The organism is Paenibacillus sp. NPDC057967 (assembly GCF_042887015.1).
In the GTDB taxonomy this organism is placed as follows: Bacteria; Bacillota; Bacilli; order Paenibacillales; family Paenibacillaceae; genus Pristimantibacillus.
This window is the reverse complement of sequence record NZ_JBHVQB010000002.1, coordinates 14,929-40,100: the sequence shown is the minus strand read 5'-3', so window position 1 is coordinate 40,100 and position 25,172 is coordinate 14,929. Positions and strand designations below refer to the sequence as shown.

Sequence of the window (25,172 nt, the reverse complement as noted above, 5' to 3'; positions counted from 1 at the left end):
CTCACGCTCCCTTTCTATGCAGAATTAGTTTTGCTCCTGCGCTTGCATTTCTGCAAGCACATCGAGCATCTTCAGAATGACGACCACAGCTTCAGCACGCGTCGCCGAGGCTGCCGGGGCAAACCGGTTGTCCCCGCGGCCGTTCATTACTCCCGCCTCCTGGGCTGCTGCCACATACGGCTTCGCCCAAGCCGGAATTTGATTGGCGTCTGCGTATGAAAGCTCAGAACCTTCCGCAGGCGTGAGGCCCAAGCCGCGAACAATCATCGCTGCCAGTTCTGCTCGGCTGATTGAAGCCTTCGGACGGAAGGTCCCATCCGCATAGCCGCTGATCAGGCCAGATTCCAAGGCTTGCGCAATATAAGGCTGAGACCAGGCTTGAATCGAGCCTGCGTCAGCAAAGTCAAGCGAACTGTTCGCACCTTGCAGCTTCAACGCTTTGACCAGCATGACGACGAATTCGTCCCTGCTGACCGTCTTATTCGGCTTGAACGTCTCGTCGGTATAGCCCGCTACGAATCCGAGCTCGACCGCCCGTTTGATGGACGCTTCTGCCCAGTGGCTGTCAATATCGTTTAGCTGGACCGCCGTCGATCCGCCGGACTCCCCGCCATTGCCGTTTCCGTTCCCTGAATCCCCGCCTCCCGGATTCGATCCGCCGTTTTGGCCTTCTTCCGGATCTGGAGTTACTGGAGTCGGAACCCATCCTCCGCCGCCAGAGCTAGGCAGTGCTTTGATTTTGATCTTGAACGTTTTCTCCGCCGAAGCTTCTCCCTTGCTAATCGTCGCAGTCAGCACGACCTCCATATCGCTGCTCGACGGACGTTTCAACAATTGTCCGTTGGCATTCAGATAATCGGGCTTCGAGCTGCTCCAGACGATGCGTGTGCCCAGCTGTCCTTTCTGCGGAAGATAGAGATTGGAGGCTACGCTTCCGTTCACATTAAGCTCAATCAGGCCCATCACGTCTTCGATCGTTAGACGATCGCGTGCAACGCTCAGCCCGGCATATGCCTTCTCGGCTTCAGGACGCGATAGCTGTGTGGTCTGAATAGCCGCAATCGCTTGGCCCATCGCTTGCTGAAGCTGTGCCCAGCCCTCTGGTGAGTAATTGCCCTCTACGAGCTTATCGCCCTCGATAGCCGTCAACAGGTCGATAATCGGCCGTATATTGCCGAGCTTATATCCCTCGCCGTACACTTCAAATTCCTCAAAGGAGTAGCCGAATATGGTGGCCCTGGACACGCCTTCGAACTTCACGTATCTAGCCGGCGTACTCTGGAAGGTGGTCACGACGCGTCCCGGCTTACCGTTAATCTCGCCGTTGTTGTCCTTCACAACGTTCGTCCATCTCTCTTTGTCCTCGGACACAAGAATGCGGTATTTCGAACCGTAAGCCGTTTGCCACAAAAGCGATACGGCATCGATGCTCTTCACCTCACCCAGATCCACCATGAACCAGGTATCGTCCACCCAATCGCTGGACCATCTGGTATCCCCTCTGCCGTCCACCGCTTTGTCCGCCGTGTAGGAAGAGGATTCTGGCTGCGAGGATTCGGCTTGCTTATGCAAGGCCAGATTCCCATGCAAGTCGATGTAGGTGTTTCTTACGACAAATTCGTCAATCAAGCCTTTGAAGGCGTTCGTTGAACTGCCGATTTTGGCGACCGGAAAAACGAACGTTTCCAGCTTGGAGCCGTCTTTTAGCGTAGCCGTATACTCGCTGCCGTTAATGAAGATGGACGTCCCCGTGTCGTCGCCGGTCATAATCACATGCGTCCAGCGGTCGGTCGGCAGCTTGTAATTAAATTCACTGACGTAATTTTCTTTTGTGATGGCTATTTTGCCGCTGCCCCCGATGTTGTATTTCAGCTCTCCATCCGGGGATTCCAGCAGCACGGCTCCCTGCGAGTTATCGGCGTCTGGCTTGATCCACATGGACATCGTCCATCCGAACCCGAGCGTGCGAAGCGGCGTTTCCACATAGCTGGCCCCGCCTTTCAGCCTCACTGCTTGCCCGAAGATTCCCTTCTCCGTGCTTGCATTCACCGCGTTGCCGTCAAAGCCGTTGCCCGAACGATCTGCGAAGCCTTCGTCGAAGGTATAATCCAGCACAATATGGCGATCATTGCCGACTTGAAGCTTGTGCGACAGATGAACACCCGGCGGGTCCGCGTATCCGGCGGCATCCGCCTGGAAGCTTTCGAAGTTTCGGTCAATTCGATTGCCTCTCCACAGCTTCTCCGCCAACGCTTGCATGGAAGGCAAGATGCGCTGATGCGAGTCCGCCATGGAGACGCCTTTCTCTACGGACACATCGTTCCAGAGCGCGAACATGCCGCCTTTCACCTGCGGGTGCGCATATGGAAGCTTTGTCTCCAGCCAATCGTTAGGCTCCCATTCGTTGTAGATGAAATCGTAATTTAGATAGTTGCGGTACAGCTGCGGAACGATATAGAGCAAATTCGTGTTAGTGTTGATAATGTCGTAGCCGAGCTCAACGGCCTGCTGAGCGCTTCCGTAAGGCTCATACCAGATGTCCATTGTCGCATTGCTGCTGACCGGCGTCGTACCGTCGTATGCAGACAGGCTGCCCCACAGACGGGCGCGTTTGCCTTTGCTGTTAATGTGGTTAAGGAGCATGTCCGCGTACCTGCGGAACGCCTCCTTGTCATCACCGAAATATTCATCCGTGCCTACGTGTACGTCCGGGCCGACGAAGGTCGGATTGCTGCCATCCAAATATTCGTCAAAGAGCTCCCTGATGAAGTCGATCGTCTCTGGACGATTGATATCCAGCTGATTGTTGCTGCCCAGCCGGGAATCGTAGGCAATGAACGCGCCGGAATGGCCCGGCGTATCGATCTCCGGTACGACGTTTACGCCGTATTCCATCCCAAGCAGCTGCAGCTCTCTGAATTGCTGCTTCGTGTAGAAGCCGTCCTTGCTCGTAATGCCAGGGAATTTCTCGCTCTCCAGACGGAAGTAGCCGACATCGCCGACATCATCGTTTAAGTGAATCTGAAACCGGTTCATCTTATAGTAGGACATCAGCTTGACATAGTCCTGCAGGAACTCGATCGTATAGAACTTGCGAGCTACATCGAGCATGAAGCCTCGGTCCGGGTATTTCGGATAGTCGCGCGATTGTCCCTTGGGCATCGATTTATGATCGGCAGCGTGGCCAAGCAGCTGCAAGATCGTTCTCGTGCCGAACATGACTCCTGTCTGATCGGAAGCAGCGACAGTAGCATACTCGCCGATATTCAGCTCATACCCCTCAGTCCCGAGTCCCGCTTGCGCGTCATCCAGCGCCAAGTAGATATCTCCTGCCCCGGGAGAGCCAACTGTTACTGTTAGCGGCAGCTTTGTTAAATCTAACAAATCCTGCTGCAAAATATCAGCCGTCCCCCGCAGAACCGCCTCATCCTCCGCGCGAATGATGATTTGGGATTTGTCCGTCAAGCGGAACTCGCCGGTGGCGCCCAGCCACTCTCGCAAAGATGGAATGACGCGCGGCTCCGGATTCCGGTCGCTCGTCTGCTTATAGAGACCTGGCACAGTGACAAGCGCATTATCCGTTAGGAGATATGCCGGATCGCTGTCACTCTGGATTTGAAGCAGCAGCTGAACCTGAGTATCGACAAGCGGCGCATGAATATTGCCCTGCGCGTCGATCACCGGTAAGCTATCCGTGTTCACTAGCGACAATGTAAAACCGGCCGGTACCGGAGGCAGGTTCAGTTGGGCCTCGCCTTCAGAGACAACAACGCTCTTTTTGACCTCTTCCATCATGGGTGATAGCTGCGGTCTGCCTTTGTATACCTCGAATTCCCAGAAGGAGTATCCGTAATAGATACCCTCAATAGGACGTCGCGTTACTCCTTGAAACTTGACGTATTGCGCCAGTGTCGGCTCGAAATCGATCGTATCAAGGGCTGGTCCGCGGGCGACGAGCACGCGGTTGTCCGCGAATACGTTCCTCCAGGTTACCGCATCGTCAGACACGAGAACTTGATATTGTTCCGCCGGAGTCTGCCAGTTGATGATTACTCTTCCGATTTCTACAGGCTCGCCCAGATCAACGTAGAACCACTGGTCGTCCGTTCTTTCCGATGACCAGCGGCTTGCATTCTGGACGCCTCCGTCCACTGCTTTCTCAGGCCCGAAAAAATCCACTTCGTTCGACGACGAATAAGTCATCTTCCCTATAGCCAAATTTCCTGTTGCCGCATTGGACCTCTCCGAAGTGGCGGAAACCAATATGAAAGCGGTAACAAAAAGGGCTAAAAAAATAATTCCATGCCGTATACGCAATGTACTACCTCCCCCGTTGTACTTCCACGAATTAATCAAAATGATCGTATACCTCCATGCTTATTAGCTGCAGCAACTTCATTATAAGTAGGGGAGTATTCCAGCATCGATATACTTATGTTTACATTCGATATACAAATGTGGACATTTGTCTTCTTCACTCCGCTTTCGCATCTTGAAATCGGAAGGCCATCCTTAAAATGTAACTGGGCAAAGCCGCAATCTATTGCTGGAGCCGATGGTTTCTTAAAAATGAAAATCCCAATGAACGAATCGTTCATCGGGACTGGTTGTGAATTTATTTAGTGACAATAAGAGCTCCGGCCCTGCTGCTGCTTTTTTTAAACAGCAAGATGGCAAGAAGTAAAGCTATGCTTACAGCAGCAAAACCCAGCCAATTCAAATACAGGACAGACGAACGAGTGATGACAAGCCCGCCTAATCCAGATCCCAGTGCAAATCCAAATTGGATGAATGAGGTATTTACGCTAAGGGCAATGTCCGGATTCCGAGGCGCCAGAGTAACCAGATAGAGTTGCTGGGCAGGGGAAATGCTCCACGTTGCTAACATAAAAATCATGATAACCAAGATTAATACAAAGAGATTCACACCCGCTAGAGCGAATAAAAGAAGAGTCGCCCCTTGCAACAGGAGCCCGAGACAAATGGTGAATTTCGATCCCTTTGCATCTGCCAATTGTCCGCCGACTCTTGATCCGACAAAGCTGCAAATTCCCGCCAGGAATAGAACACCGCTAATTTCGGTTATCGAAAGAGAGGAGGTCGCTTGCAAGTAAGGCGTAATATAAGTGAACAGTGTAGAATAGCCGCCGACATAAAATAAAGTAATGGCCAAGGCGATCAGAATGGTTGAATTCCTTAACATAGAGAGTTGCATTCTAAGGGTAACCTTTTCTTCTTCTTTGATTGCCGGAACCTTTTTATAGATGATAAGTAAAGGAAGAACGCTTAATATACCAATTAAAATAAATAGGACTCTCCATCCAAACAGCTCACTAAAAAACGTGCCAATGGGAACACCAAGCACTAGCGAGCTGCTAAGCCCCATCAATATCATACCGATGGCATTGCCCCTTTTTTCTTTTTCAACAAGTCGTGTCGCTACTGCCATGGCTACTACGGTAGTCATTCCTCCGCTAGCCCCTTGAATAATCCGTACCCATAGTACGGTTTCATAAGCAAGATCTGCAAGCATAAGTCCGTTGCTCGCAATAAACACACTAAGGGTGGTCATCAGCAGCTTCTTGCGATCTGCATTAATCGTTAATGCGATTAATATTGGAGCGATAATAGCCGCTGAGAGAGCGAATACCGTCACCATTAACCCCGCTTCGGAAGTCGAAACTCCTAGGTCCAAAGCGATCATTTCAATGACTCCCGTAATAATGTATTCAATGGTTCCGATCAGAAAAACAGCCAGCGCCAGAACATAGATGATCCATTTATTTTTCAATTCCCCCGACTCCTTCTCCGGTTATCTATTTATAATTGGAATTTGTATTTCCATGAATTGCGCATCTTGCTCTGGAGATAATGGCAAATAGATTTCCCTGCTATATTCGTTTTCCTTGATCTGATAGTTGTTTTTTTCTATCCATGTAGCTAAATAAACACAGGCCGTACCAGCAAAGTGAGAGTTTGAATGAAAAGCCAATGTAGCCATCATCGGCTCTGGAGGAAGCGTCCGCAGTTGATAAAAGTCAGGTAATAATAGCGGCTCACAGGTTAAAAAATATCCGACTTCAAACTCAAACTCATCTTCTTTTCCGTCTATTTCTTTCCACAAAACAACCTGCGGACCTTCAGTCAATTGGCGAAGCTCCTTTGTTAGTAACTGGTTAAACTTATAGAACAAATTTGGAATGTCCTCTTCTCTCCCGCATGCCTTCTGAAAAAGAAAGGGCTTGGCGCCTTCTGATTTGAATCTGACTTCCTGCCCTGTTTCGACTTGCCCTTCTTTCTCTATAAGCTGCATACGCTCCTCAATCCTGGCGAGCTTGGCTTGTTCCGTATCGATGGTTTGCTGGATTTCGCTTCTTTTCAGCTTAAACATCCCTTGAATATTCTCCAAAGTGATTTCTTCCTGGAGCAGCTGTGTAATTTGCGGCAATGTGAAGCCCAATTCCTTATACATTAAGATTCGGTTGAGCTCCAGAAGCTGATCTGCCGAATAGTAACGGTAGCCAGTATCGTAATCCACCTTTCTCGGTTTTAATATGCCAATTTGGTCATAATAGCGCAGTGTTTTTAAAGAAATCCTGCTTAGCCTGGAAAACTCACTGATTTTAAACAAAATATCAACTCCAATCTATAACATAAGGCCAGTATATAGTTTCCCCTGCAGGGGAAAGTCAAGGATGTGCGATTTATTCAAAAAAGTTCTCTCATGCCGATTGTAGCACTAGCTATGGCCAAGCTGTCTTTTAGCGGCCAAAAAGGATAATCAGAGCTGAAGACACAAACAGGAACTGGTGGACACTCATATTAATAATGATTATCATTATTAATAATATGAAGAAGAAAAAATCATCAGGAGCCCTATTATGCAAATAAACTCGTATTGTTATCATTTGACGGGAATAGACCGACTGGCGAATGAACACGAACTGCCTATTCCATTCTGCTCCGAGCGGTATTCGCTGATTCTGATATTAAGCGGCAAGGGACAAATCACGATTGGTCACGATACCGCAGCCTTCGGTCCGCGGAAGCTTTACTGGTGCAGCCCCGGTGAAGAAATCACAATCCAGCCGGCATCGCGGCAATCCGTATGTCTGTATAGCTTTTTATTTGATATTATCCGATTGCCCATGGGCAAGGCAGGAATAGCCGAACAAGGCGACAACCCTGTTTTCTCGTGGGAAAAACGCGAATTGACGCTCTCCGATCCCGGCAAATCATTCCGGATCGCTCACGGTATGCATAGCCTCATCTGCAATGGAGCTTCAGAGGCAAAGGGAAGTTCTTTCAAGGTGCAGTCCTTGTTTTACGAATTGTTGGACATGATCGCTAGCTGTCATTCAGACGAAGGCATCCCGAATGCGAGGATGGAAGATGTTGTTGCCTATGTGCGCGCGCATTATGCCGACGATCTGCCGCGGAACAAGCTTGCTTCCATGGCCGGAGTCCATCCCGATCATTTCTCCAGATTGTTCCGAAAAACAACGGGCAGAAGTTATGTCGAATTTGTCGCAGATATTCGTATTTCCAGGGCGAAAGAACGGCTGCTGGCTACGAAAGAAAGCTTGATGGAGATCGCGCGGAAAGTCGGATATAAGGATGAATTTTATTTCAGCCGCAAATTCAAGCAGAAAGTCGGAACCGCGCCTACGATATATCTGAGGAAACCAAAAAGCATTTTCTCGCTCGCGTGCAACTACACGGCCGGGCTGCTTGTCGTCGGATATATCCCTCCGATTGGAAGCTTGACTCCCTGGATCAGTCAGCGCTATGGCACTGTGCTTCGTCCCGGGACGTTCAAGCCGATTTACTGGGATACATGTGACATTCGCCGTTTGAAAGAAGAACCGCGCCCAGACGTCATCTTGTGCCACGATAAGCAGTATGATGCGGAGCAGTTGGAGTTGCTTCGCGAGATCTCCCCTACGCTGCCTATTCCGATCGGGAGCATGGACTGGCGGGAAACGTTGCTTGATCTAGCCGATCTGCTCGATAAAAAGCAGACTGCGACGAAGAAGCTCGAGGCCTACGATCAACAAGTGGAACAGGCGAAGGAGAAAATCCGGCAGAAGGTCGAGAACAAGACGGCGGCGATTGTCGTGCTATCGGAGAAAGAATTTATACGATGGGACATGTACAGGGCGGCAGGCTGTTGTTCGACGAGGTTGGCGTTCAGCCTCATCGTCTGACGCCTTCGCAAGAAGAGTGGAATACCTTGTCGCTAGAGAAGCTGCACGAGCTGAATGCCGACTACATTTTCATCATAAAGACGGAACGCTATCAGACCTCGGAGCTCGAAAGAAGCTCGCTGTGGACGAGCCTCCCTGCTGTCCGGGAAGGTCGAACGTACGAGGTCGAATCCGGTATCTGGCAATATTCCGGCTTAATCTGCAACGAGCTGGGATTGGCCGACATCGTGCAAGCCATCTCGGCAGAATGACCGGTTGACGGTATACAGGGAAGAACCTGACAGCTATCTGTCAGGTTCTTCTGAAATCAATGGGATAATCGGCACTTATTGCAGGGAGACCGTATCGCCATCCTTCAAGCCTTCAATCACCTCGGTTTTATCCGTCGTCTCCAGGCCTGTCTTGATATCTCTGCGCTCGTATTGGCCCGATCCGTTATCCAGCATGACATAGGCAGAGGACTGATCGCGCATGATGGCTATCGACGGCAGCGCCAATACATTTTCCTTGCGGCTGGTCTCAATATCGCCAGTGAGCGAAAGCCCGGCAATCAGATACTCGCTTGGCTCAAGGGAAATGATAACCTCAAACTGCGCTGCTTTATTCAGGCTGTCCTGATCGGTTCCCGTCTTGGCAAATTTGGAGACATGCTTCACGGTCCCGGTCAGCGGCACATCCTTCATCGCGCTCATTGTCACTTTCACATTCATGTCCGGCTTGATCCGGAATACATCCTGCTCTCCGACGAGGGCGGTAAATTGCAGCTTGTTCAGATCGACAATCTTGCCAATATATTGATTGTCGCTAAGCGCTTGCGGCTTGTTCGCTGCCGAATCGAACAAGAAGATGCCCGCAGCCGAAGCGCGGAATTCGGAATCCTTCAGCTTCAGCTTTTTCTGCTGTAGCTCCTGACGCTGTATCGAGCTGCGCACGCCCTCCAATTCCTTCGTCAGCCGCACAATCTCCCGATTGGCGAGTAATTTCTTGCGGTCCTCGATCGTCACTTCAACTCCAGCCGCCTCGGTATCGAGCTCCGCTATATAAGACTGCAGCTGAGCTTCCAGCTCGGATTTGCGAAGCTCCGCCTCTTCACGTGTAATCTGGTTCTGAAGCTCGGTTTGGTCCAGTCTGAACAGCACATCACCTTTGTCCAACTGCTGGCCGTCCTCGATCTTCCATTCCGTTACCTTGGAGCTGAACGGAGCATAGACCGGCGTCTCCTGCTCATACAGCGATTTCCCCTTGACCCGTATGGTGTGGGCAAGCGTCTCTTTCGTTACCTGAAATGTGATGGCCTCGGACTCCATTCCCGGATCGACGATCTGGGCAGGCTTCGACATGAAATACAACATGAAGCTGATTCCGGCAAGAATGATGGCGATAATGATCCATTTTATTTTTTTCTTCACTTTCCCTGCTCTCCTTCTCTCATCCCGCTTAGAATTGGCAGCTGCGAGGCCGGTAAGCCTATGAGCGCAGCCCGTATCCCCTCTGTATCCACCGTCCCGGCAGGGCATCTTATGCCGTGCCGAACGGATATCGAGCCTCTAATCTCGCTTAATGGCGGTTAAAGCATCGGTCCGCGATGCGCTGATCGCCGGATAGATGCCCGATATAATGCCTGTCATGATCGCAAAGGCCAGTCCGACCGGAATGGCGGTATAGGGAATAAAAATCGAGATGTCCGTCTCCCCGTTGTTCAATGACAGAATGAGCGCGTTGATTCCCCATACAATCCAGTAGGAAAACATAATGCCTAGCAGCCCTCCCAGCAAACCTAGCAGGGCTGCTTCCACAATGAACATATTGCGGATCTGGGACAGATTGGCTCCCAGCACCTTCATAATGCCGATCTGCCGGCGGCGCTGGTAAGTTGACATCGTCATCGCGACAATAATAGAGATCGAGGCGATGATCAAAATAAAGACGCCCGCACCGATCGCAATCGCCTTGAACACGGCGAATTGCTCCTCCAGCTGCTCCTTCTGCAGCAGATTCGACTGCGTCGACACGGTAAGCCGCTGAAGCTGCTCCTCGACCTTCTTTACGTTTTGCTCTGCGTCCACCTTCACCTTAACCGAGTTATATGTAGTTGTGCTGTTCTGGACCGAGGCAGGTATCAGCTCCTTGCGCAGCTGCTCGGCCGTTTCAATCGAGATGTAAATTTTGCGGTCCTGGGCGATGGACATATCATTTTGGCTCTTGGGCTTCTTCAGCACGCCTACTACCTGTAAGGGAGCGCTCGTAAGCAGCTTTCCATTTTCATCATACTTCAACAGCTGAATCTGAGTCTGGTACACGGCCGTCGGTATGACCATCATATTGCGGTATTGCTCCTGTGCGCTTCGATCATTGGCTGATCGTTCCATCGCTTCATACAGCTTGCCTCTGGTCTCCTCGTCCATCAAGCCCATCGTGGCCCCATAACTGAGCACTACTGAATTTGTATCGACGCCGTCGGCCTTGCCCTGCGTGAAGGTCTCGCCGAAGTTCTCCAGCCGGGTCAGATCAGTAGCGACCACCTCGGCGTAGCCCTTCTTGCCGTCCGCTGTCGTCATTTCCAAATAATCAAATGTCTGATAGGGCGCAACAGCCGTCACATGCTTCATATTGCGCATAACCTCGAGCTTCTGATCCGTCAGCAGCCCGCGGTTTTTCGCCTCATCGCTGACCTGATCGGGGTCGCTCTGGCCCGGCAAGGCGCCGGAATTGGGCATGACCGTGATCTCATCCATTTTCAGGAAGCTGTTCAGCTCGGATTCGACAATCTGCTGCGTCGATTCGCCGATGCTCATCGCCAATATAATGGCGGCACAGCCGATGGACAAGCCAGCTGCGCACAGCATGGTCACGACCTTGCGCCGCCGCACCTGATCCCAAGACAGCCTTGTCAGATCGCTGATTCTCAAGCTTGTACCTCCTCTGCTTCCGCTTGCGGCTCGCCAGCCGGCATTGACGTCTCGAGCTGTCCGTCCCGCAGCGTTATGATCTTCTGCGTTTGCTGCGCCACCTCGCGCTCATGCGTGACAATAATGAAGGTGGTGTTCATCGTCTGGTTAAGCCGCTTGAGGATCGTCAAAATTTCTTCCTCGGTTTTCGTATCCAGGTTCCCGGTCGGCTCGTCGGCGAAGATAACCGAAGGCTCTGTAATCAGCGACCGGGCGATGCTGACCCGCTGCTGCTGTCCGCCCGACAGCTGAGACGGGAACATTTCGGCCTTGTCCGGGATACCGACCTGCTCGAGCAACTGCAGCGCCTTTTGCTTGCGGACGGAGGGGCGGGTAGAATGAAAAACAAGCGGCATCTCGATATTTTCACGCACCGTCAAGTTCGGCAGCAGCTCATAAGCTTGAAATATAAAGCCGATATGCCCGCGGCGGAACTCGGCCAGCTTGTTTTCATTCATCTTGACAATGTTATGATCGGCGATATAAATTTCGCCTTCGGTCGGCTTCATCAGCCCCGCCATCAGATTGAGCAGGGTCGACTTTCCTGAGCCCGAGCTGCCCAGCAGCGCAATCATCTCGCCCTTGCGGACGTGAAAACTGATGTTCTGCAGAACAAGCGTGGTCTCGCTGCCATTCTTGAAAGCATGGGACAAGCCCTCTACACGAAGCAAGTTCTCCACTCCTTTATATGAATCTCTCTAGCGTAATCGGCTAACGCCGCCTTTGAACGGCAACTACGTTTCGCGTAGAAATATAAGCCTTGTATAAGGGTGAAGCTTATACAAGGCTTATATTTCAATTAATAGACGATGCATCCGGTGTCAGCCCCTGCGTTTATACGAAAAAATTTCCGCAATATGCCAGTCCAGTTGCTCCGTCGTCTATTTTACCAGAAAAGCATTCCACGAACCGACAAAAAGCCCCCCTATAGTTTCATCGGTTAACAGGGAGGCTTTATTTCCTTTTGTTATTCATTTTGAACTTGTCGATTTATGCCGTTTGCTGTGACTTTCCGTAGTATACTTTTATCACAACAAACTAAAGGAGTAATAAATGCTTGATTCTAATCCTAATTGGCTGGCGCATTGCACAGAAATAAAAGATTTAGCCAAATCATTATTTCAAAAGTTAACGATTCATCTTGATCGTGCGGCTCTCTTATTGATTACGGATGGCCAGACCACTCTATCCATTAATGGGCACAATGAGCATATTGTATTTGGGCATTTAATTGCCCTTGAAAGCGGTGCGGTTATCCAGCTTACACATACAAACCGTCTTGATTGTTCAGGCTATTTAATTAGCTTTGAGCTGTATGATACAGAAATGAAATCAACCTGTGATTGGTCTATCGGTACAACGAATGGTTACTACATTCAACGAGTGCCTGAAACGTTCATCGCAAATATTCGCCTATCGCTCGCTACAAACACAGACCATCCCCACATCACCATTAAACAGTTTATTTTATACAGCTTGTTGAAAGAATTACAGCAAGAGCGACCAACAGATGAATACACACTTGAACAAAGAATTGAACAAACTGTTATTTATATGCAACAGAAATATAATCAAATGATGACAAGAGATGAACTGGCAGCAATCGCTGGATATAGCCCATGGTACTATTCGAGAAAGTTCATTGAGTTATATGATAAAACGCCGATAGCTTATTTAATTCATTATCGTATTTTCCGCGCACAAGAAATGCTATTAACAACAGATGATTTATCACAAAATATCGCCAAAAAAGTTGGTTTTGATGATGTGCAATACTTTAGTCGGCAGTTCAAACACATTGTTGGCCGCCCGCCTAAGCAATTCAAAAAGGCCGTTGGTGGATATCGTATTTGCTTTCTCTCACCTGCACACGCAGAAATAGCGATTGCATTAGGTGTTGTACCTCATTGTGTTACGGTGACTAGTTCCCTGACTCCCAAGTATCAGAAGATTCTTTTTCATGAAGTTGGCACAATCCTTTTAGAAATGCCTCAATATGTGATTCAACAAGACATCATTGTACAACAACAGCCCGATTTAATTATCGGCGTCGACTTAACGGAAGAGACAAAACAACACTTCCAAACGATCGCACCTGTTATCACTGGGCTGACTTATGATTTAAATTCACTCATTCGTTATTTTGGTCAATTGTTTAATAAAGAGAATGAAGCTGCACTGATCATTCACGAACTTAAGACTCTTGCACATGTTCTAAAAAATAAAATACAGCATCATATTGCACAGGATGCTACTGTACTTTACTTACGTGTGGAGGAGCTCGGTTACCGTTATATTGGGGAATCTTCTAGCGACTCGGCTATCCTGTTATATCAGGAACTCGGCTTGCAAATGCCTGAAATATTGCGCGGAAATGAAAATAGTTTCAACATATGTTCCCTGCAACAATTAGCGGAAGCCAATCCTGCTTATTTGTTTATTGAAAAACGCATAATGGATTATTATTCTGCCGACCTTAGCTTAGCTGTTTTACAAAAAAGTGAGCAGTGGGCAAATTTAGATGCTGTGAAAAATAAGCGTGTTTTTTATGTGGATACGGGTTTATGGATTAACAATTGCAGTGTGTTTGGCAAAAGGAAAATGATGCAACAGATTGAACAGTCGATTTTAGATCGTGTTGTCCCCAAAGCACAATAATCCAATTTTTAAGGCACTTTACGCTATAGCAGGCACCCGTATTACCTGTTATTATCTGATAGTGATAATCATTATCAAATAATAAGGAGCTGTCATTCATGCAAAAAACAATGCAATATATACTGATTATGTTCGTGGCTTTAACATTAGTTGCTTGCTCAAGCACTAACAAAGAAAGCGGAAACGAGGCAAAGGAAAAAGAAGAAAAAAGCGAACTTGCAACTCGTGTTGTAAAAGATGTCTATGGTGAGGTCACGATCCCTGCCGAACCTAAAAATATGCTAGTCCTTCGTTCTAACTATGCTGAAAACTTAATTAAAATCGGCGTAATTCCTCAAATGGTGACAATCATTGAAGAAATTGAACCTGAGTATCGCTTCAAATTATTTAATGACAACCATGTTAAGATCATTCCTACAAAGCAATATGAGGAGAATTTTGAAGTTATTCTTGAAGCAGCGCCAGATCTCATTATTGCTGAAGGCCCAGCTATCGATGCAGTAGCCTACGAGGGTTTAAGTAAAATTGCCCCTACTGTTGCTGTTGATGCCGGCGTTGCCATACAGGATTTCGTTCCAGTGCTTGGTAAACTGTTCGATAAAGAGAAAGAAGCTGAACTTGCTCTCGAGAAGTTTAGAGAAAAAATAGAAGACACCAAAGAGAAACTGCACAATGCTATAGGTGACGAAAAAATTCTCGTCTTACGTGTAGAACAAAAGCAATATCGTGTGCTAGGCACCGAAAAGGGCAGCCCTGGCAGTGACATGCTATACACACAACTTGGATTAAATATTCCAACTAAATTGAAAGATCATAATGATTGGTTTACGCCCATTTCTTTAGAAGTTTTACCTGAGCTTGACGCCGACCATATTTTTGTCGAACAACGTCAAATGCAAAATTATAGCAGTGAACAATCCATGAAAGATTTAGAGAATAGTCCGATGTGGCAAGCCATGGATGCTGTGAAAGCAGGCAATGTTTACCCATTAAAAACAGCAGATTACGTTGTAGGTGAAGGTTTAGTTGGCTCTCCGCTATTCCTTGATTATTTAGTTGAAAAGTTGGTGCCCTAAATGGAACAAGAAATTTTTGATGTCACTATTATCGGTGGCGGCCCAGCTGGCATGTATGCTGCCTTTTACAGCGGTATGCGTGAAATGAAAACAAAAATAATCGAAGTCAAACATGAATTAGGCGGGTTTATGCGCACCTATCCTGAGAAATTAGTATGGGATGTCGGCGGCATTGAGCCTGTTCGCTGTGAAGATATTATTCACTCCTCAATCAAGCAAGCAATGACATTCAATCCAACCATCGTATTTGGTCAAGAAGTTGTTGGCATGGAAAAACGCGATGACGGCATTTTCGTCTTAACCGCTAGAACAGGCGAAAAACATTATACGAAAACGATTATTATAGCTACAGGACGCGGCATTACACGCATTCAGAAACTAACGGTTGAAGGCGCTGACCGTTATGAACTCAACAACCTTCACTATACGGTAACGAACATTAATAGGTTTAAAGATAAACGTGTACTTATTTCTGGCGGGGGCGACTCAGCTGTAGATTGGGCTATTGAGATGGCTCCTATCGCCAAAGAAGTGTACGTCGTTCATAGACGGGATGACTTTAGTGCCTTTGAATCGTCTGTCACGCGCATGAAGTCTATCGCAACCACTTTTGTTCCTTATACGATTTCGCGTTTACATGGCAATGGCAATAAAATCGAACATGTCACCTTACAGCATGTTGATTCAAAGGATACGACCAAAATGGAAGTAGACGAAGTGCTGGTCAATCACGGGTTTGACCGACACTTTGGCGGCGCCATTATGGATTGGGGCTTAGCCTCTGAGGAATGGGGCATTTCCGTTACACCCAAAATGGGCACAAACATGCCAGGCATCTTTGGCGCAGGAGATTGTGTAACGAATGAGGGGAAAATAAGACTGATTGCAGGCGCCTATAACGATGCTGTCCTCGCTGTAAATAGCGCCAAATTATACCTTGATCCTACTGCATCAAAAATGGCGGGCGTTTCTTCGCACAATGACCGCTTCGCTGAAAAAAATGACGCGTTACAGCAAAAGAATAAAGGTCTAACTGCACATAGGTGATAGGCTAATGTCTTCCCTGTAACTGGGGAAAAGAATGAAAGAAAAACCGAGGGAAATCAGGGGAATCTGATTTTCCTCGACGGCATTTATTCAAAGTTTAGAGGCAGTTTCCACGGCCCTTTGATCAAGTAATGCGGCTCCACCATTGAGAATCGAAGCGTCGATTGACCAGGCTTCGTTTCCAGCTTGAGCGTCTTCATCACAGCGAAGGTCTTATCGACGTTCTCCCAACTGAACGAATCATTGAATTTCGAGCCTGGATATCGAATCAAAAAGTATTGCAGCATTCTCGGCTTCGAGAGATCGAACTGTACGTCGACGTCTAGATCGACGGTCGTGTCGCTAGTACGCTTAATGCCGGTGAAGCGGACAGGGAAGCCACCGACCTCAGCCGGAACGTCGATGATTCGTTCAATGCCAATATCCGGGAGCGGTAGCGAAACTTCTTTGGAGATAGCTTCCCGATCGGACACCTCGATGAAAGGTATGACAACCGTATAGGGCTGTACCCCGCCTTCTGGCGTTTCTCTAAATTGAAAATCAGACGGATTTGTAAGCGTGTCGGACTCGACTATATCTGTTCTTATGCCATTCGTGTCCTCGACGTACAAGCCAGTATCCTTCACAAGCGGGGATACCCCGTAGGAGTGCACGGTAAGGCTTTGTTGTGGAAGCGAAGAGATAAGTTGAACGCGGACGATCCCCTCATCGAGTTTAGTCGGGAATGCTGTAATCTTTACCTCCTGTTGCACGGCGCTCGAACCGAGATGTTCAAGATCGTCGGCCGTTTTCGGCGGTACTAGCATTATTGGACCAATCGTCGTACCGTTGATGTACAATGTGATCGTGTTGGCCACCGGTACATTTATCCCTTTTACAGGGATATAATGGCCGTACCAGTCTCCAGAAGAGGCTCGCATAGAAGACGTGAATGTGTATGTGCGGCCGTTAATTTCTGCTTTAAATTCCTTTACCTCTGGTGTCTGCAAGCCCTGCAGCGAAATCGTCGCGGTATTCGGCTGCAAGACGATGCCATCGACAGTCAGCTTTCCGACGCCAATCTCCTGCACGTAAGGCTTCTCCAACACATAGGTCCGTTGTGCAGGATCTCCTTCCTGAACGATGCCAAAGCCGGGGAGGAATTGAAGCAACCTTTTCAGTTCGGCCTGCACGGAAGGTGTGGAGCCTACCTGTACCGCAACAAGCAGAGCAATGACTACGGCTGCCGCTACGGCAATGCGTCGGCGTCGAGGCGAGCGGACAGTAGGCGCAAGAGACGTATAGGCCTCTTCTACATGCAGCTTAGAGATCGTGCGAGCCTTAATGCGCTTAATAGAGGCGGCATCCCCTTCGGTTAGAGGTCGGAATTTGCCCTCCAACGATTCTATCCGTTCCAAATCTGCTCTTTCCGCGTCGAGCTGGTCGATCAACTCAAAAATGATCTTTTCCTCATCCTTCATGATTATCCCCTTTCTCAGCATCCGTCAGCCCTAACTGCTTCTTGAGCGCTGTACGGCACCGATAGAGTCGGCTTTCAATCGCTTTCTTAGTAAGGCCGAACATCGCCGCCAGTTCATCTAAGCTTTCATAATAGAAATACCTTCGCCAAAACAAACTGCGGTCCGGCTCGCTCATCCTTCGAACAAAATCAATTACCTCTTGAGTCGATTCGCGAGAAAGTGCATGTTGCTCGGTGGAAAGTTGACTTTGTATCGCTTCTACGTCCCGAAGCATCATTCGTTCGCTACCAGGACGCAGCAGTTTACGTCGCAGGTCGAGTGCCTTGTACTTGGCTAGCACGAGCAGCCATGTCCGAAATGAGGCGCGATCTTCATCGTAGCTTTCGATGTTGTGCCATGCCGCCAAAAAAACATCGCTCACGCATTCTTCCACGTCCTCCTCGCGACCAGCCCCGGATAACACGCGTGTCACGAGCGCCTGTATGCTCGGACCAAAAGCATCGATTGCTTCCTCTAAGGCATGCTTGTCGCGGCTTTTAAATCTTTTAGCCCACATATGGGTCTCTTTTTTAAACATGATAGGAACCTCCGACGTTGTTCTACTGATTACTACGGTGTGATTGATGTCGATCACTCACGGGGCGCAGATATTTTTTTGAAATTGCTGAAATAGCCATCGACATATAGAACTTGCTTAGCTCTAATTCCTTTCCCCTATCCCAAAAAGAAAAGCCGAGCAAAAGTCAGGAAAACATCCTGCAATCGCTCGACTTTAATACGACTATTCATTGCTCAATACGGGTTTAATGTGCACGAAACGACTTTTTATTGCGTTTCATATCAAACTGTCAGGTGATAAAAAGTGTGGTATCGTTAATGTAGCATTTGATTTTGCCTTCCGTTGCTTTCGTTAAAAAGATTCAACCATTATATTCAAGATGGTTATGTCTTGCACATCCGAATAAATAACAACTTGAACTCAAAGATGTAGAAAATTTCAAAGGTGGAACAAAACCTTTAGAAATCATACCTATAATACTTTCATACTCCTGTTTATCATCTTCTAATTGCTTAATGTATGCGGCCTTCTCGCCCTCTGTCCAATCCTCATTGCATTGAACGGCATATTCTTCCTGTATATCGTTTATTTTTAATTGAATACATTCGTTCGCTATTTCAACCGCACGATTCAATGCATTTGTTTTTATTAATGAATATATATACCTGCAAACCCAATCAGGAGTCTTATAGTATGTGTCCCATGATTTTTCAAACCAACGGACTGACTCAGAAAAACATTGCAGCTCAAAGTACAGTTCAGCAACTTCAACTTCTCCGACGAATTCATCATCACTTTCCAAAAATGCATCCAACTTACTTTTTGCTTCGGTCATATTACCGATTTCAATCAAACATTTTATGTGACAATACATTGTGTAATCAGAAGGCCTTGCACTTTTTAGGAATAAATCTGATGCTTCTTCCAATTCCCCAAGATGGTATTTAGCTATGGCTAAATTAGTAATTGCTTCTTTGGAAGGCTCGATCGCGATAGAGTTCAATAATACTTTCGAGGCACCTTTCCATCTTTCCAATACAACATATATTTCACCTAAAAGGTTGTAGGGGAAATACGAAGCTGGATTAAGACTAATTGCTTCTTTAGCTAATTCTATCGCAGTTTCTGTGTCACTTTCTTCGTGATAATAAATCCAAGCAAGATTCGTTAAAGACTGAACATTTCTCGATTCGTTCACAGCTTCTTTGAAAAGAGCCAAAGCTTGATCATATTCATTACGTTCGAGAAGTTCAATAGCTTTCTGGTTTATATTCAATTGGTTCCTCCTGTTTCTCCAAATTCAGATTCTTATTCAACTAACGTTCCCCGTTAACTTAGCGATAGTTGGTGACGGACCAATAATGATCTGCTTCACCTAGATTCTTTAACACCTTGTTTGCTACCTCATCATAAATATTGCCATATAATATTCGCTTATCGTATCTAAACCACTCATTCTTATCCCCAATCCTTAGTCTATTATCGGGATGTATATCATGTGCGGTCACTTTGTTCGGAGGAACTTGTTCCCCCAATGATGTGTATGACCCGCTGGTGAACAAACGGCTATTTCGATAATAAAACCTCCACCATACTTATCGAATTGAAATGTTAAAAGGTCAATTTTCTTTTCGTTTACTCTTCGAAAATGTGGAAATGTTCCTTTGAAGCCACGCTCGCGTAAGCTGGGAATAACAATACTTTTCAGGGCGCTTAGCATTCTATCTCTTTCCTCGAACAACGAAACCATCTCCAACAAAAACTGGGTTAGTATACTGGGATCTCCGATTATACCAGTAGTCTTCTGAACTTCTTATAAAACTATCGTTCCCCGTAAGGTTAATTCTGTTCAAAGAAAATAAAGTATTAGATTGCCACACACTTTATTTTCTTCTAACATCTTGATGTTTATGAAGATAAAACCTAGCAATGATACGTTACTTTACAACCCGGTACCGTAGGTGGGTCTCACTCGCAAAGGCCGATGTTTCTATCCGCTCCAACTTAATACGCTCTCCGAGCCCGCCAAATAATGAAATACCGTCACCCAGCAGCAGGGGTACTACATCTAATACGATTTCATCCACTAGTCCAAGTTTGAGGCATTGCCGGGAGATGCTGCCACCCAAAAGTGCGACACTTTTATCGCCAGCGCTTGCTTTGGCAGCCTCAACGGCTTGCCTAATATCGTTAACGACGAAACTATAGGTAATACCATCTTTTTCAACCAGTTCATGGGCTTCGTGGGTCATGAGGTATATTGGAATTTTCAACATACCACCGTACGGTATCTCCCCTTCTTCAATCGTGTTCGTTTTGTTGGCGCCACCAACTACGGCGCCTATTTCCTCCATGACTTTATTGACAACTGCATAATCTTGGTCCGTAGCTTCAAAACCGAACATCCAATCGATACCACCGTCTTTGTCGGCCATGTATCCATCTAGTGTTGTTGTTGCGTGAATAATAACTTTTGCCATTATTATATCTCCTTTATCTCTTAGTATCTGGACAGTCATCTTATATAGCACTTTAATTTTTTTTCTGACACTGAACCAACGGAGCCAGTCTAATAATTTATTTTCCTAGTCTAACACTTTATTTTTCAGTCTAATACTATATTTTCATCTAACAAATTCGCAATCGGTTGTATTTAGATTCCGAAGTGAATAAGTATCTGGTTATTGTCTTTGCTTTTACAACTAAGTTAATCAATCTTCCCAACTCATTTCTCAGTGTTTCATGCTTCATCCAAATTCTCTGTTGCTCCCAGTAACTTTCTCCATCCTTCTCTTCTTTCCAAACTGTTTTCCCTCTAAACCTTATTGTGTCAGACGCTTCATCAAATAATTCATATCTATCATTCAAATCAAAATCGCTATAAATAAGAAAAAAATTGTGGGTTAGATTCACTAAAATCACCTGAGGTTAGCCCATGTGAATTTATTGACATTACAGCAACTATTTTAATACATATTGGAACTCCTCTTCCTGTTAGCTTAAAGAATCAGCGGAGTCTACTTTAGGGTGATATATCGATTTGACGCCCTTTATAAGCCTCGAAGCATTCATTAAACTAATACTATGGTCCGACCTTAGTTTCTATGTTTATCGCATCAGAAAGGTATCTCACTGTAATCAGCACCAGATAGCTTGCCTGTTTTTGTGGTTAAAGTTAAGAGGGAAGATATCCTAAATAAAAAAACAAGGTTGCTCTGAGCCTCAGCTCTAGAACAACCTTGAACTTACTGGTTCCCTACATTTTTTACTGGTTCCAGTGCTTTTTAACTGGTTCCAGACTTTCTTTACTGGCTCCACACTTTTATTTCACCAAACAAAACGGCAGATGTTACTCTTTCCCCTACTCCACCGTCACGCTCTTCGCCAAATTCCTTGGCTTATCTACGTCATGGCCTAGCGCCAGGGAGGCGTAATAGGACAGCAATTGCAGAGGTACGACAGCAAGCGCTGGCGTAAGCAGAGGAAGCGTCCGCGGGATGACGAAGGTCTCGTCGACGGACTTCGCGATCTCGTGCTCGGAGCCGCTATTTGCCACGGCCAGCACATGCGCGCCGCGCGCCTTCACTTCCTTAATGTTGCTAAGCGTTTTCTCGTATAGCGCTTCTTGCGTGACAAGCGCGATGACCGGTACGCCTTCTTCGACAAGAGCAAGCGTGCCATGCTTCAGCTCGCCGGCTGCGTACGCCTCAGAGTGAATATACGAGATCTCCTTCAGCTTCAGCGAACCCTCCTGTGCGACTGCGTAGTCGACCCCGCGGCCGATGAAGAACAGGCTTCTGTGATGGGAGATTGACTCCGCTACCTGCTTCAGCACCGGTGTCTGCTCCAGGATCTGCTCCACTTGCTCTGGCAGCGCATGAAGCCCAGCGATTAGCTCTTCCACCGTTGCCCGCTCCTGCGAGCCCAATACTCCTGCCAGATGCAGGCCGAACAGGTAGAATGCGATCAATTGCGACGTATACGCTTTAGTCGAGGCGACCGCAATCTCTGGGCCAGCCCAGGTGATGATGACATCATCCGCCTCGCGGGCGACGGAGCTGCCGACAACGTTCGTAATCGCCAGCACTCTGGCGCCATTACTTCTGGCTTCACGCAGCGCAGCAAGCGTATCTGCTGTCTCACCCGATTGGCTGACGACAATGACAAGCGTATCTGGCGTAATGATTGGCGAGCGATAGCGGTATTCAGAAGCGACATCCGTCTCCACCGGAATGCGCACGAGCGACTCGATAACCGACTTGCCGACAAGTCCGGCATGATACGCTGTGCCGCAAGCGACAATATGCACCTTGCGAATCGAGCGAATGTAGTCTTCCGACATTGTTAGCTCTTTTAACTGGACAGACTTTCCATCATCCGAGATTCTGCCGCGCATCGTGTCGCGGTATGCTTTCGGTTGTTCGTGGATTTCCTTCAACATGAAATGATCGAATCCGGCTTTCTCCGCTGTAACAATATCCCAGTCGACATGAAATATTTCCTTGGAAATAGTTTCGCCGCCGGTCGTCATCAGTTCGACACCACTCCGTGTCAGTACGGCCATTTCGCCGTCGTTCAATATATACACATTCCGCGTATGCTCCAATATTGCGGGAATATCCGAGCCGATAAAGTTCTCGCCTTCGCCAACACCAATGACGAGCGGGCTTGCGAAGCGTACCGCAACAAGCCTCTCCGGCTCATATTCCGTCAATACGCCAAGTGCGAAAGCGCCGCGCATCCGTGCTACCGCGCGCTGTACCGCTTCGACAATATTGCCGTCGTATTCATCAGCGACAAGGTGCGAGATGACCTCCGTATCCGTCTCCGACACGAATACGTGGCCTTTCGCGATCAGCTCATCCTTCAGGTCCAGATAGTTTTCGACAATGCCGTTATGCACGACCGAAAACTTGGCGGAATTATCCGTATGCGGATGGGAATTGACGTCCGATGGCTTGCCATGTGTCGCCCAGCGCGTATGCCCGATGCCGACAGAGCCTTCCAGCGGCTCACCCTTCAGCTTATCTTCAAGTACAGCCAGACGCCCCTTCGACTTCTTGATCTCGAGCCCATTCGACGTGAAGACGGCAATCCCGGCAGAGTCGTACCCCCGATACTCCAGCTTCTTCAAACCTTCCAGCAAAATATCCTGAGAGCCGCGTTTACCAATATATCCTACGATACCACACATAATTTAATAGACCTCCGTTATCGGTATATTTCCCCCGTCCAACGATTGCCTGCCTATGTGCAGCCAAAGGCATCTATGAAGTTGTCACATATTCATTCTTATAAGTCCGTGCTCAAAGAGAGGCCACCATCACTAAAGCGCCTGTCTTCCCTGAACGTCCAATATAGTCTATCGAAAAAACGTGTAACTCTCCTGCCCGAGCCAGCCCCACAGGCGGCATCGCAGACATATGGGAGCAAAATTTGCAGCAGCCTGCCGCACGTTTGTACGATCGGTCGCCCGATCGCTTTGCGTTACGGCTTACGGTTGGCTTGCTATATACCGGAAGGTCCCCGCCGAATACTTCGAACACCCTCACCTCGTCAGCTTCCGTATGAATGGTACTCCGCAGCTCCATCTCAGGGCCGCATCCCCATCCATCACCAAAGCTCTGGCGCTTGTGAATCACGTACAACCACTATCCTCGCTTTCCTTCTTGAATCATACTACCTATCATATTCATTTTACGGAACTCGCGCAACCATTTTCTGAAAACATCGTTCCATCGACGCAGTATCCATTTTTAATAACAGGTATTGTCAATTCCGTCTTTTCTGTGCTACTATTTGATTAAAATAGGTTGTGAAAATAATCACATTATATAAAGTCACGCATTCTTACTCTGAAGCTAACACGCCATCTACTTTGTGAATATTTTCTCAATTAATCCGATTAACCATTATTATCCGAGTACAACCTGCAATCCATTTGTTTTCTTTCACAACTTAGAGTTTGTGATTTTTTTCTCAAAACAACCATAAAAGCCTCGATTCCCCATTCGATGAAGGAGATGATCGCTTGAAGCAAATTGTCATTTTAGGCGGAGGATACGCAGGATTGCTGTGTGCGCTCACGGTACGAAAGTTTGTCTACGACAATGAAGCTGTCGTCACACTGATCAACCGCACGTCTACCCATCAACTTATTACGGAGCTTCATCGGCTCGCAGCGGGCAATCTGCCGGAGCAAGCGGTTGCTCTGTCGCTTACCAAGCTCCTGAAGGGCAAGCGGGTTCAGCTTGTGACCGAAGAAGTCACCGGCATCGACAACGAGCAACGCGAAGTTCGAACGAGCGGCGGAGACTACAGCTATGATTATCTCGTGATCGCGATGGGAAGCCAGACGGCATATTACGACATCCCGGGGCTTGAGAAGCACAGCCTGCCGCTGAAGTCGATTCATGAGGCTAACCGGATTAACGCACATGTTAGAGAATCCTTGATGCGCTTCAAGAAGTCCCGCCATCAGGCTGATGCAACCATCGTCGTAGGAGGGGGCGGTCTGAGCGGCATTGAGATGATCGGCGAGCTTGCCGACATGCTGCCCAAGTGGTGCGCGGACTATCAGTTACAGCGTGAGGAGGTTGAGTTGTATGGCATCGAAGCCTCCCCTTCCATTCTGCCGGGCTTCCCTGCCGAATTGGCGTCCAGAGCCAAGTCCAGCTTAGAGCGGCGCGGTGTCCAGTTCATCGTCGGCGTGCCTATTGCGGCTTATGACTATCCTGTCGTCCTGCTGAAGGATGGTCAGTCCATTCCGACTCATACCTTGATCTGGACCGGCGGCGTGCAGGGCAATCCCATTGTAGCGGCCTCCAATCTAGAGACGCTGCGCGGTCGCGCCATCGTCAATGCCTGCTTGCAATCCGAATCGCACAAGGATGTCTTCGTTGCGGGTGACAGCGCCATCTGCTACCAGGATAACGGGTTACCGCTGCCGCCATCCGCCCAGCTCGCCTGGCAGATGGGAGAGGCGGTCGGTTATAACCTGTACGCCATCATGAACGGCATGCCGCTTCAGCCCTTCAAGCCAGTCATCTACGGCAAGCTGGCCAGTCTGGGCCGGAAGGACGCTGTGGCCGCTCTAGGTAAAAACGACAGGCCGCTCAAAGGCCTTCCCGCTTCCCTGATGAAGGAAGCCAGCAAAGCCAAGTACTTGACCCATATCCGCGGTCTACAGGCTTATTTGCATTAAGCATCGTTCGTCA

The 25,172-nt window shown here is 47.9% G+C and carries 19 protein-coding genes; 6 read left to right on the top strand and 13 right to left on the bottom strand.

Going from position 1 to position 25,172, the window contains the following annotated elements; genetic code table 11:
- Window positions 1–24: 24 nt before the first annotated feature.
- The 3 genes from ACFVSO_RS04695 to ACFVSO_RS04685 form a co-directional block, all read right to left on the bottom strand.
- Complete coding sequence (locus ACFVSO_RS04695) at window positions 25–4,317, bottom strand: S-layer homology domain-containing protein (RefSeq protein ID WP_387470626.1); 4,293 nt, start codon at window positions 4,315–4,317, stop codon at window positions 25–27.
- 298 nt (window positions 4,318–4,615) lie between these two features.
- Window positions 4,616–5,791 (bottom strand): MFS transporter, encoded by a 1,176-nt coding sequence (locus ACFVSO_RS04690; RefSeq protein WP_387470624.1) that lies wholly within the window; start codon window positions 5,789–5,791, stop codon window positions 4,616–4,618.
- 21 nt (window positions 5,792–5,812) lie between these two features.
- Window positions 5,813–6,631, bottom strand: coding sequence for a MerR family transcriptional regulator (locus ACFVSO_RS04685; RefSeq protein WP_387470622.1), 819 nt, complete (start codon window positions 6,629–6,631; stop codon window positions 5,813–5,815).
- A gap of 250 nt (window positions 6,632–6,881) precedes the next feature.
- Between ACFVSO_RS04685 and ACFVSO_RS04680 the strand changes: the two genes are divergently transcribed.
- Window positions 6,882–8,207, top strand: a complete 1,326-nt coding sequence (locus ACFVSO_RS04680) for a helix-turn-helix domain-containing protein (protein WP_387470620.1) — start codon at window positions 6,882–6,884, stop codon at window positions 8,205–8,207.
- Window positions 8,144–8,458 carry a substrate-binding domain-containing protein gene (locus ACFVSO_RS04675; protein ID WP_387470618.1) on the top strand — a complete coding sequence of 105 codons (315 nt, stop codon included), beginning with the start codon at window positions 8,144–8,146 and terminating at the stop codon, window positions 8,456–8,458. Before ACFVSO_RS04680 ends, ACFVSO_RS04675 begins: the two co-directional genes overlap by 64 nt.
- A gap of 75 nt (window positions 8,459–8,533) precedes the next feature.
- Here the strand turns inward: ACFVSO_RS04675 and ACFVSO_RS04670 are convergent, their stop codons facing one another.
- The 3 genes from ACFVSO_RS04670 to ACFVSO_RS04660 form a co-directional block, all read right to left on the bottom strand.
- The gene (locus tag ACFVSO_RS04670; RefSeq protein WP_387470616.1) at window positions 8,534–9,616 is read right to left on the bottom strand and encodes an efflux RND transporter periplasmic adaptor subunit; all 1,083 of its coding nucleotides are present in this window, start codon (window positions 9,614–9,616) and stop codon (window positions 8,534–8,536) included.
- 138 nt (window positions 9,617–9,754) lie between these two features.
- On the bottom strand, window positions 9,755–11,116 hold the full coding sequence (locus ACFVSO_RS04665) for an ABC transporter permease (protein ID WP_387470614.1): 1,362 nt from the start codon (window positions 11,114–11,116) through the stop codon (window positions 9,755–9,757).
- Window positions 11,113–11,826 carry an ABC transporter ATP-binding protein gene (locus tag ACFVSO_RS04660; protein ID WP_387470612.1) on the bottom strand — a complete coding sequence of 238 codons (714 nt, stop codon included), beginning with the start codon at window positions 11,824–11,826 and terminating at the stop codon, window positions 11,113–11,115. Before ACFVSO_RS04660 ends, ACFVSO_RS04665 begins: the two co-directional genes overlap by 4 nt.
- 382 nt (window positions 11,827–12,208) lie before the next feature.
- Here ACFVSO_RS04660 and ACFVSO_RS04655 point away from each other — a divergent pair, with 382 nt between their 5' ends.
- The 3 genes from ACFVSO_RS04655 (at window position 12,209) to ACFVSO_RS04645 (ending at window position 15,936) form a co-directional block, all read left to right on the top strand.
- Complete coding sequence (locus ACFVSO_RS04655; RefSeq protein WP_387470610.1) at window positions 12,209–13,813, top strand: AraC family transcriptional regulator; 1,605 nt, start codon at window positions 12,209–12,211, stop codon at window positions 13,811–13,813.
- A gap of 98 nt (window positions 13,814–13,911) precedes the next feature.
- Window positions 13,912–14,889, top strand: coding sequence for an ABC transporter substrate-binding protein (locus tag ACFVSO_RS04650; RefSeq protein ID WP_387470608.1), 978 nt, complete (start codon window positions 13,912–13,914; stop codon window positions 14,887–14,889).
- Window positions 14,890–15,936, top strand: coding sequence for an NAD(P)/FAD-dependent oxidoreductase (locus ACFVSO_RS04645; RefSeq protein ID WP_387470606.1), 1,047 nt, complete (start codon window positions 14,890–14,892; stop codon window positions 15,934–15,936).
- Between the two features lie 86 nt (window positions 15,937–16,022).
- On the opposite strand, the gene ACFVSO_RS04640 is transcribed toward ACFVSO_RS04645, so the two are convergent.
- From ACFVSO_RS04640 to ACFVSO_RS04610, 7 genes are all read right to left on the bottom strand, one after another.
- Window positions 16,023–17,396, bottom strand: coding sequence for a hypothetical protein (locus ACFVSO_RS04640; protein ID WP_387470604.1), 1,374 nt, complete (start codon window positions 17,394–17,396; stop codon window positions 16,023–16,025).
- Window positions 17,386–17,973 (bottom strand): sigma-70 family RNA polymerase sigma factor, encoded by a 588-nt coding sequence (locus tag ACFVSO_RS04635; RefSeq protein WP_387470602.1) that lies wholly within the window; start codon window positions 17,971–17,973, stop codon window positions 17,386–17,388. Before ACFVSO_RS04635 ends, ACFVSO_RS04640 begins: the two co-directional genes overlap by 11 nt.
- Window positions 17,974–18,316: 343 nt before the next feature.
- Window positions 18,317–19,231 (bottom strand): tetratricopeptide repeat protein, encoded by a 915-nt coding sequence (locus ACFVSO_RS04630; RefSeq protein WP_387470600.1) that lies wholly within the window; start codon window positions 19,229–19,231, stop codon window positions 18,317–18,319.
- A 228-nt stretch (window positions 19,232–19,459) separates the two neighbouring features.
- Window positions 19,460–19,675, bottom strand: coding sequence for a DUF4304 domain-containing protein (locus ACFVSO_RS04625; protein ID WP_387471624.1), 216 nt, complete (start codon window positions 19,673–19,675; stop codon window positions 19,460–19,462).
- Window positions 19,676–19,892: 217 nt separating this feature from the next.
- Window positions 19,893–20,435, bottom strand: a complete 543-nt coding sequence (locus ACFVSO_RS04620) for a dihydrofolate reductase family protein (RefSeq protein WP_387470598.1) — start codon at window positions 20,433–20,435, stop codon at window positions 19,893–19,895.
- A gap of 881 nt (window positions 20,436–21,316) precedes the next feature.
- Complete coding sequence (glmS, locus tag ACFVSO_RS04615; protein WP_387470596.1) at window positions 21,317–23,149, bottom strand: glutamine--fructose-6-phosphate transaminase (isomerizing); 1,833 nt, start codon at window positions 23,147–23,149, stop codon at window positions 21,317–21,319.
- A 112-nt stretch (window positions 23,150–23,261) separates the two neighbouring features.
- Window positions 23,262–23,597 (bottom strand): hypothetical protein, encoded by a 336-nt coding sequence (locus tag ACFVSO_RS04610; protein ID WP_387470594.1) that lies wholly within the window; start codon window positions 23,595–23,597, stop codon window positions 23,262–23,264.
- Window positions 23,598–23,986: 389 nt separating this feature from the next.
- Between ACFVSO_RS04610 and ACFVSO_RS04605 the strand changes: the two genes are divergently transcribed.
- Window positions 23,987–25,159 carry an NAD(P)/FAD-dependent oxidoreductase gene (locus tag ACFVSO_RS04605; protein WP_387470592.1) on the top strand — a complete coding sequence of 391 codons (1,173 nt, stop codon included), beginning with the start codon at window positions 23,987–23,989 and terminating at the stop codon, window positions 25,157–25,159.
- The last annotated feature ends 13 nt before the right edge of the window (window positions 25,160–25,172 follow it).

Coding starts and splice junctions, on each gene's coding strand:
- ACFVSO_RS04645 (WP_387470606.1), top strand. CDS start 14,890: ATGGAACAAGAAATTTTTGATGTCACTATTATCGGTGGCGGCCCAGCT.
- glmS (WP_387470596.1), bottom strand. CDS start 23,149: ATGTGTGGTATCGTAGGATATATTGGTAAACGCGGCTCTCAGGATATT.
- ACFVSO_RS04680 (WP_387470620.1), top strand. CDS start 6,882: ATGCAAATAAACTCGTATTGTTATCATTTGACGGGAATAGACCGACTG.
- ACFVSO_RS04625 (WP_387471624.1), bottom strand. CDS start 19,675: ATGCTAAGCGCCCTGAAAAGTATTGTTATTCCCAGCTTACGCGAGCGT.
- ACFVSO_RS04640 (WP_387470604.1), bottom strand. CDS start 17,396: ATGAAGGATGAGGAAAAGATCATTTTTGAGTTGATCGACCAGCTCGAC.
- ACFVSO_RS04650 (WP_387470608.1), top strand. CDS start 13,912: ATGCAAAAAACAATGCAATATATACTGATTATGTTCGTGGCTTTAACA.
- ACFVSO_RS04655 (WP_387470610.1), top strand. CDS start 12,209: ATGCTTGATTCTAATCCTAATTGGCTGGCGCATTGCACAGAAATAAAA.
- ACFVSO_RS04620 (WP_387470598.1), bottom strand. CDS start 20,435: ATGGCAAAAGTTATTATTCACGCAACAACAACACTAGATGGATACATG.
- ACFVSO_RS04675 (WP_387470618.1), top strand. CDS start 8,144: ATGGGACATGTACAGGGCGGCAGGCTGTTGTTCGACGAGGTTGGCGTT.
- ACFVSO_RS04635 (WP_387470602.1), bottom strand. CDS start 17,973: ATGTTTAAAAAAGAGACCCATATGTGGGCTAAAAGATTTAAAAGCCGC.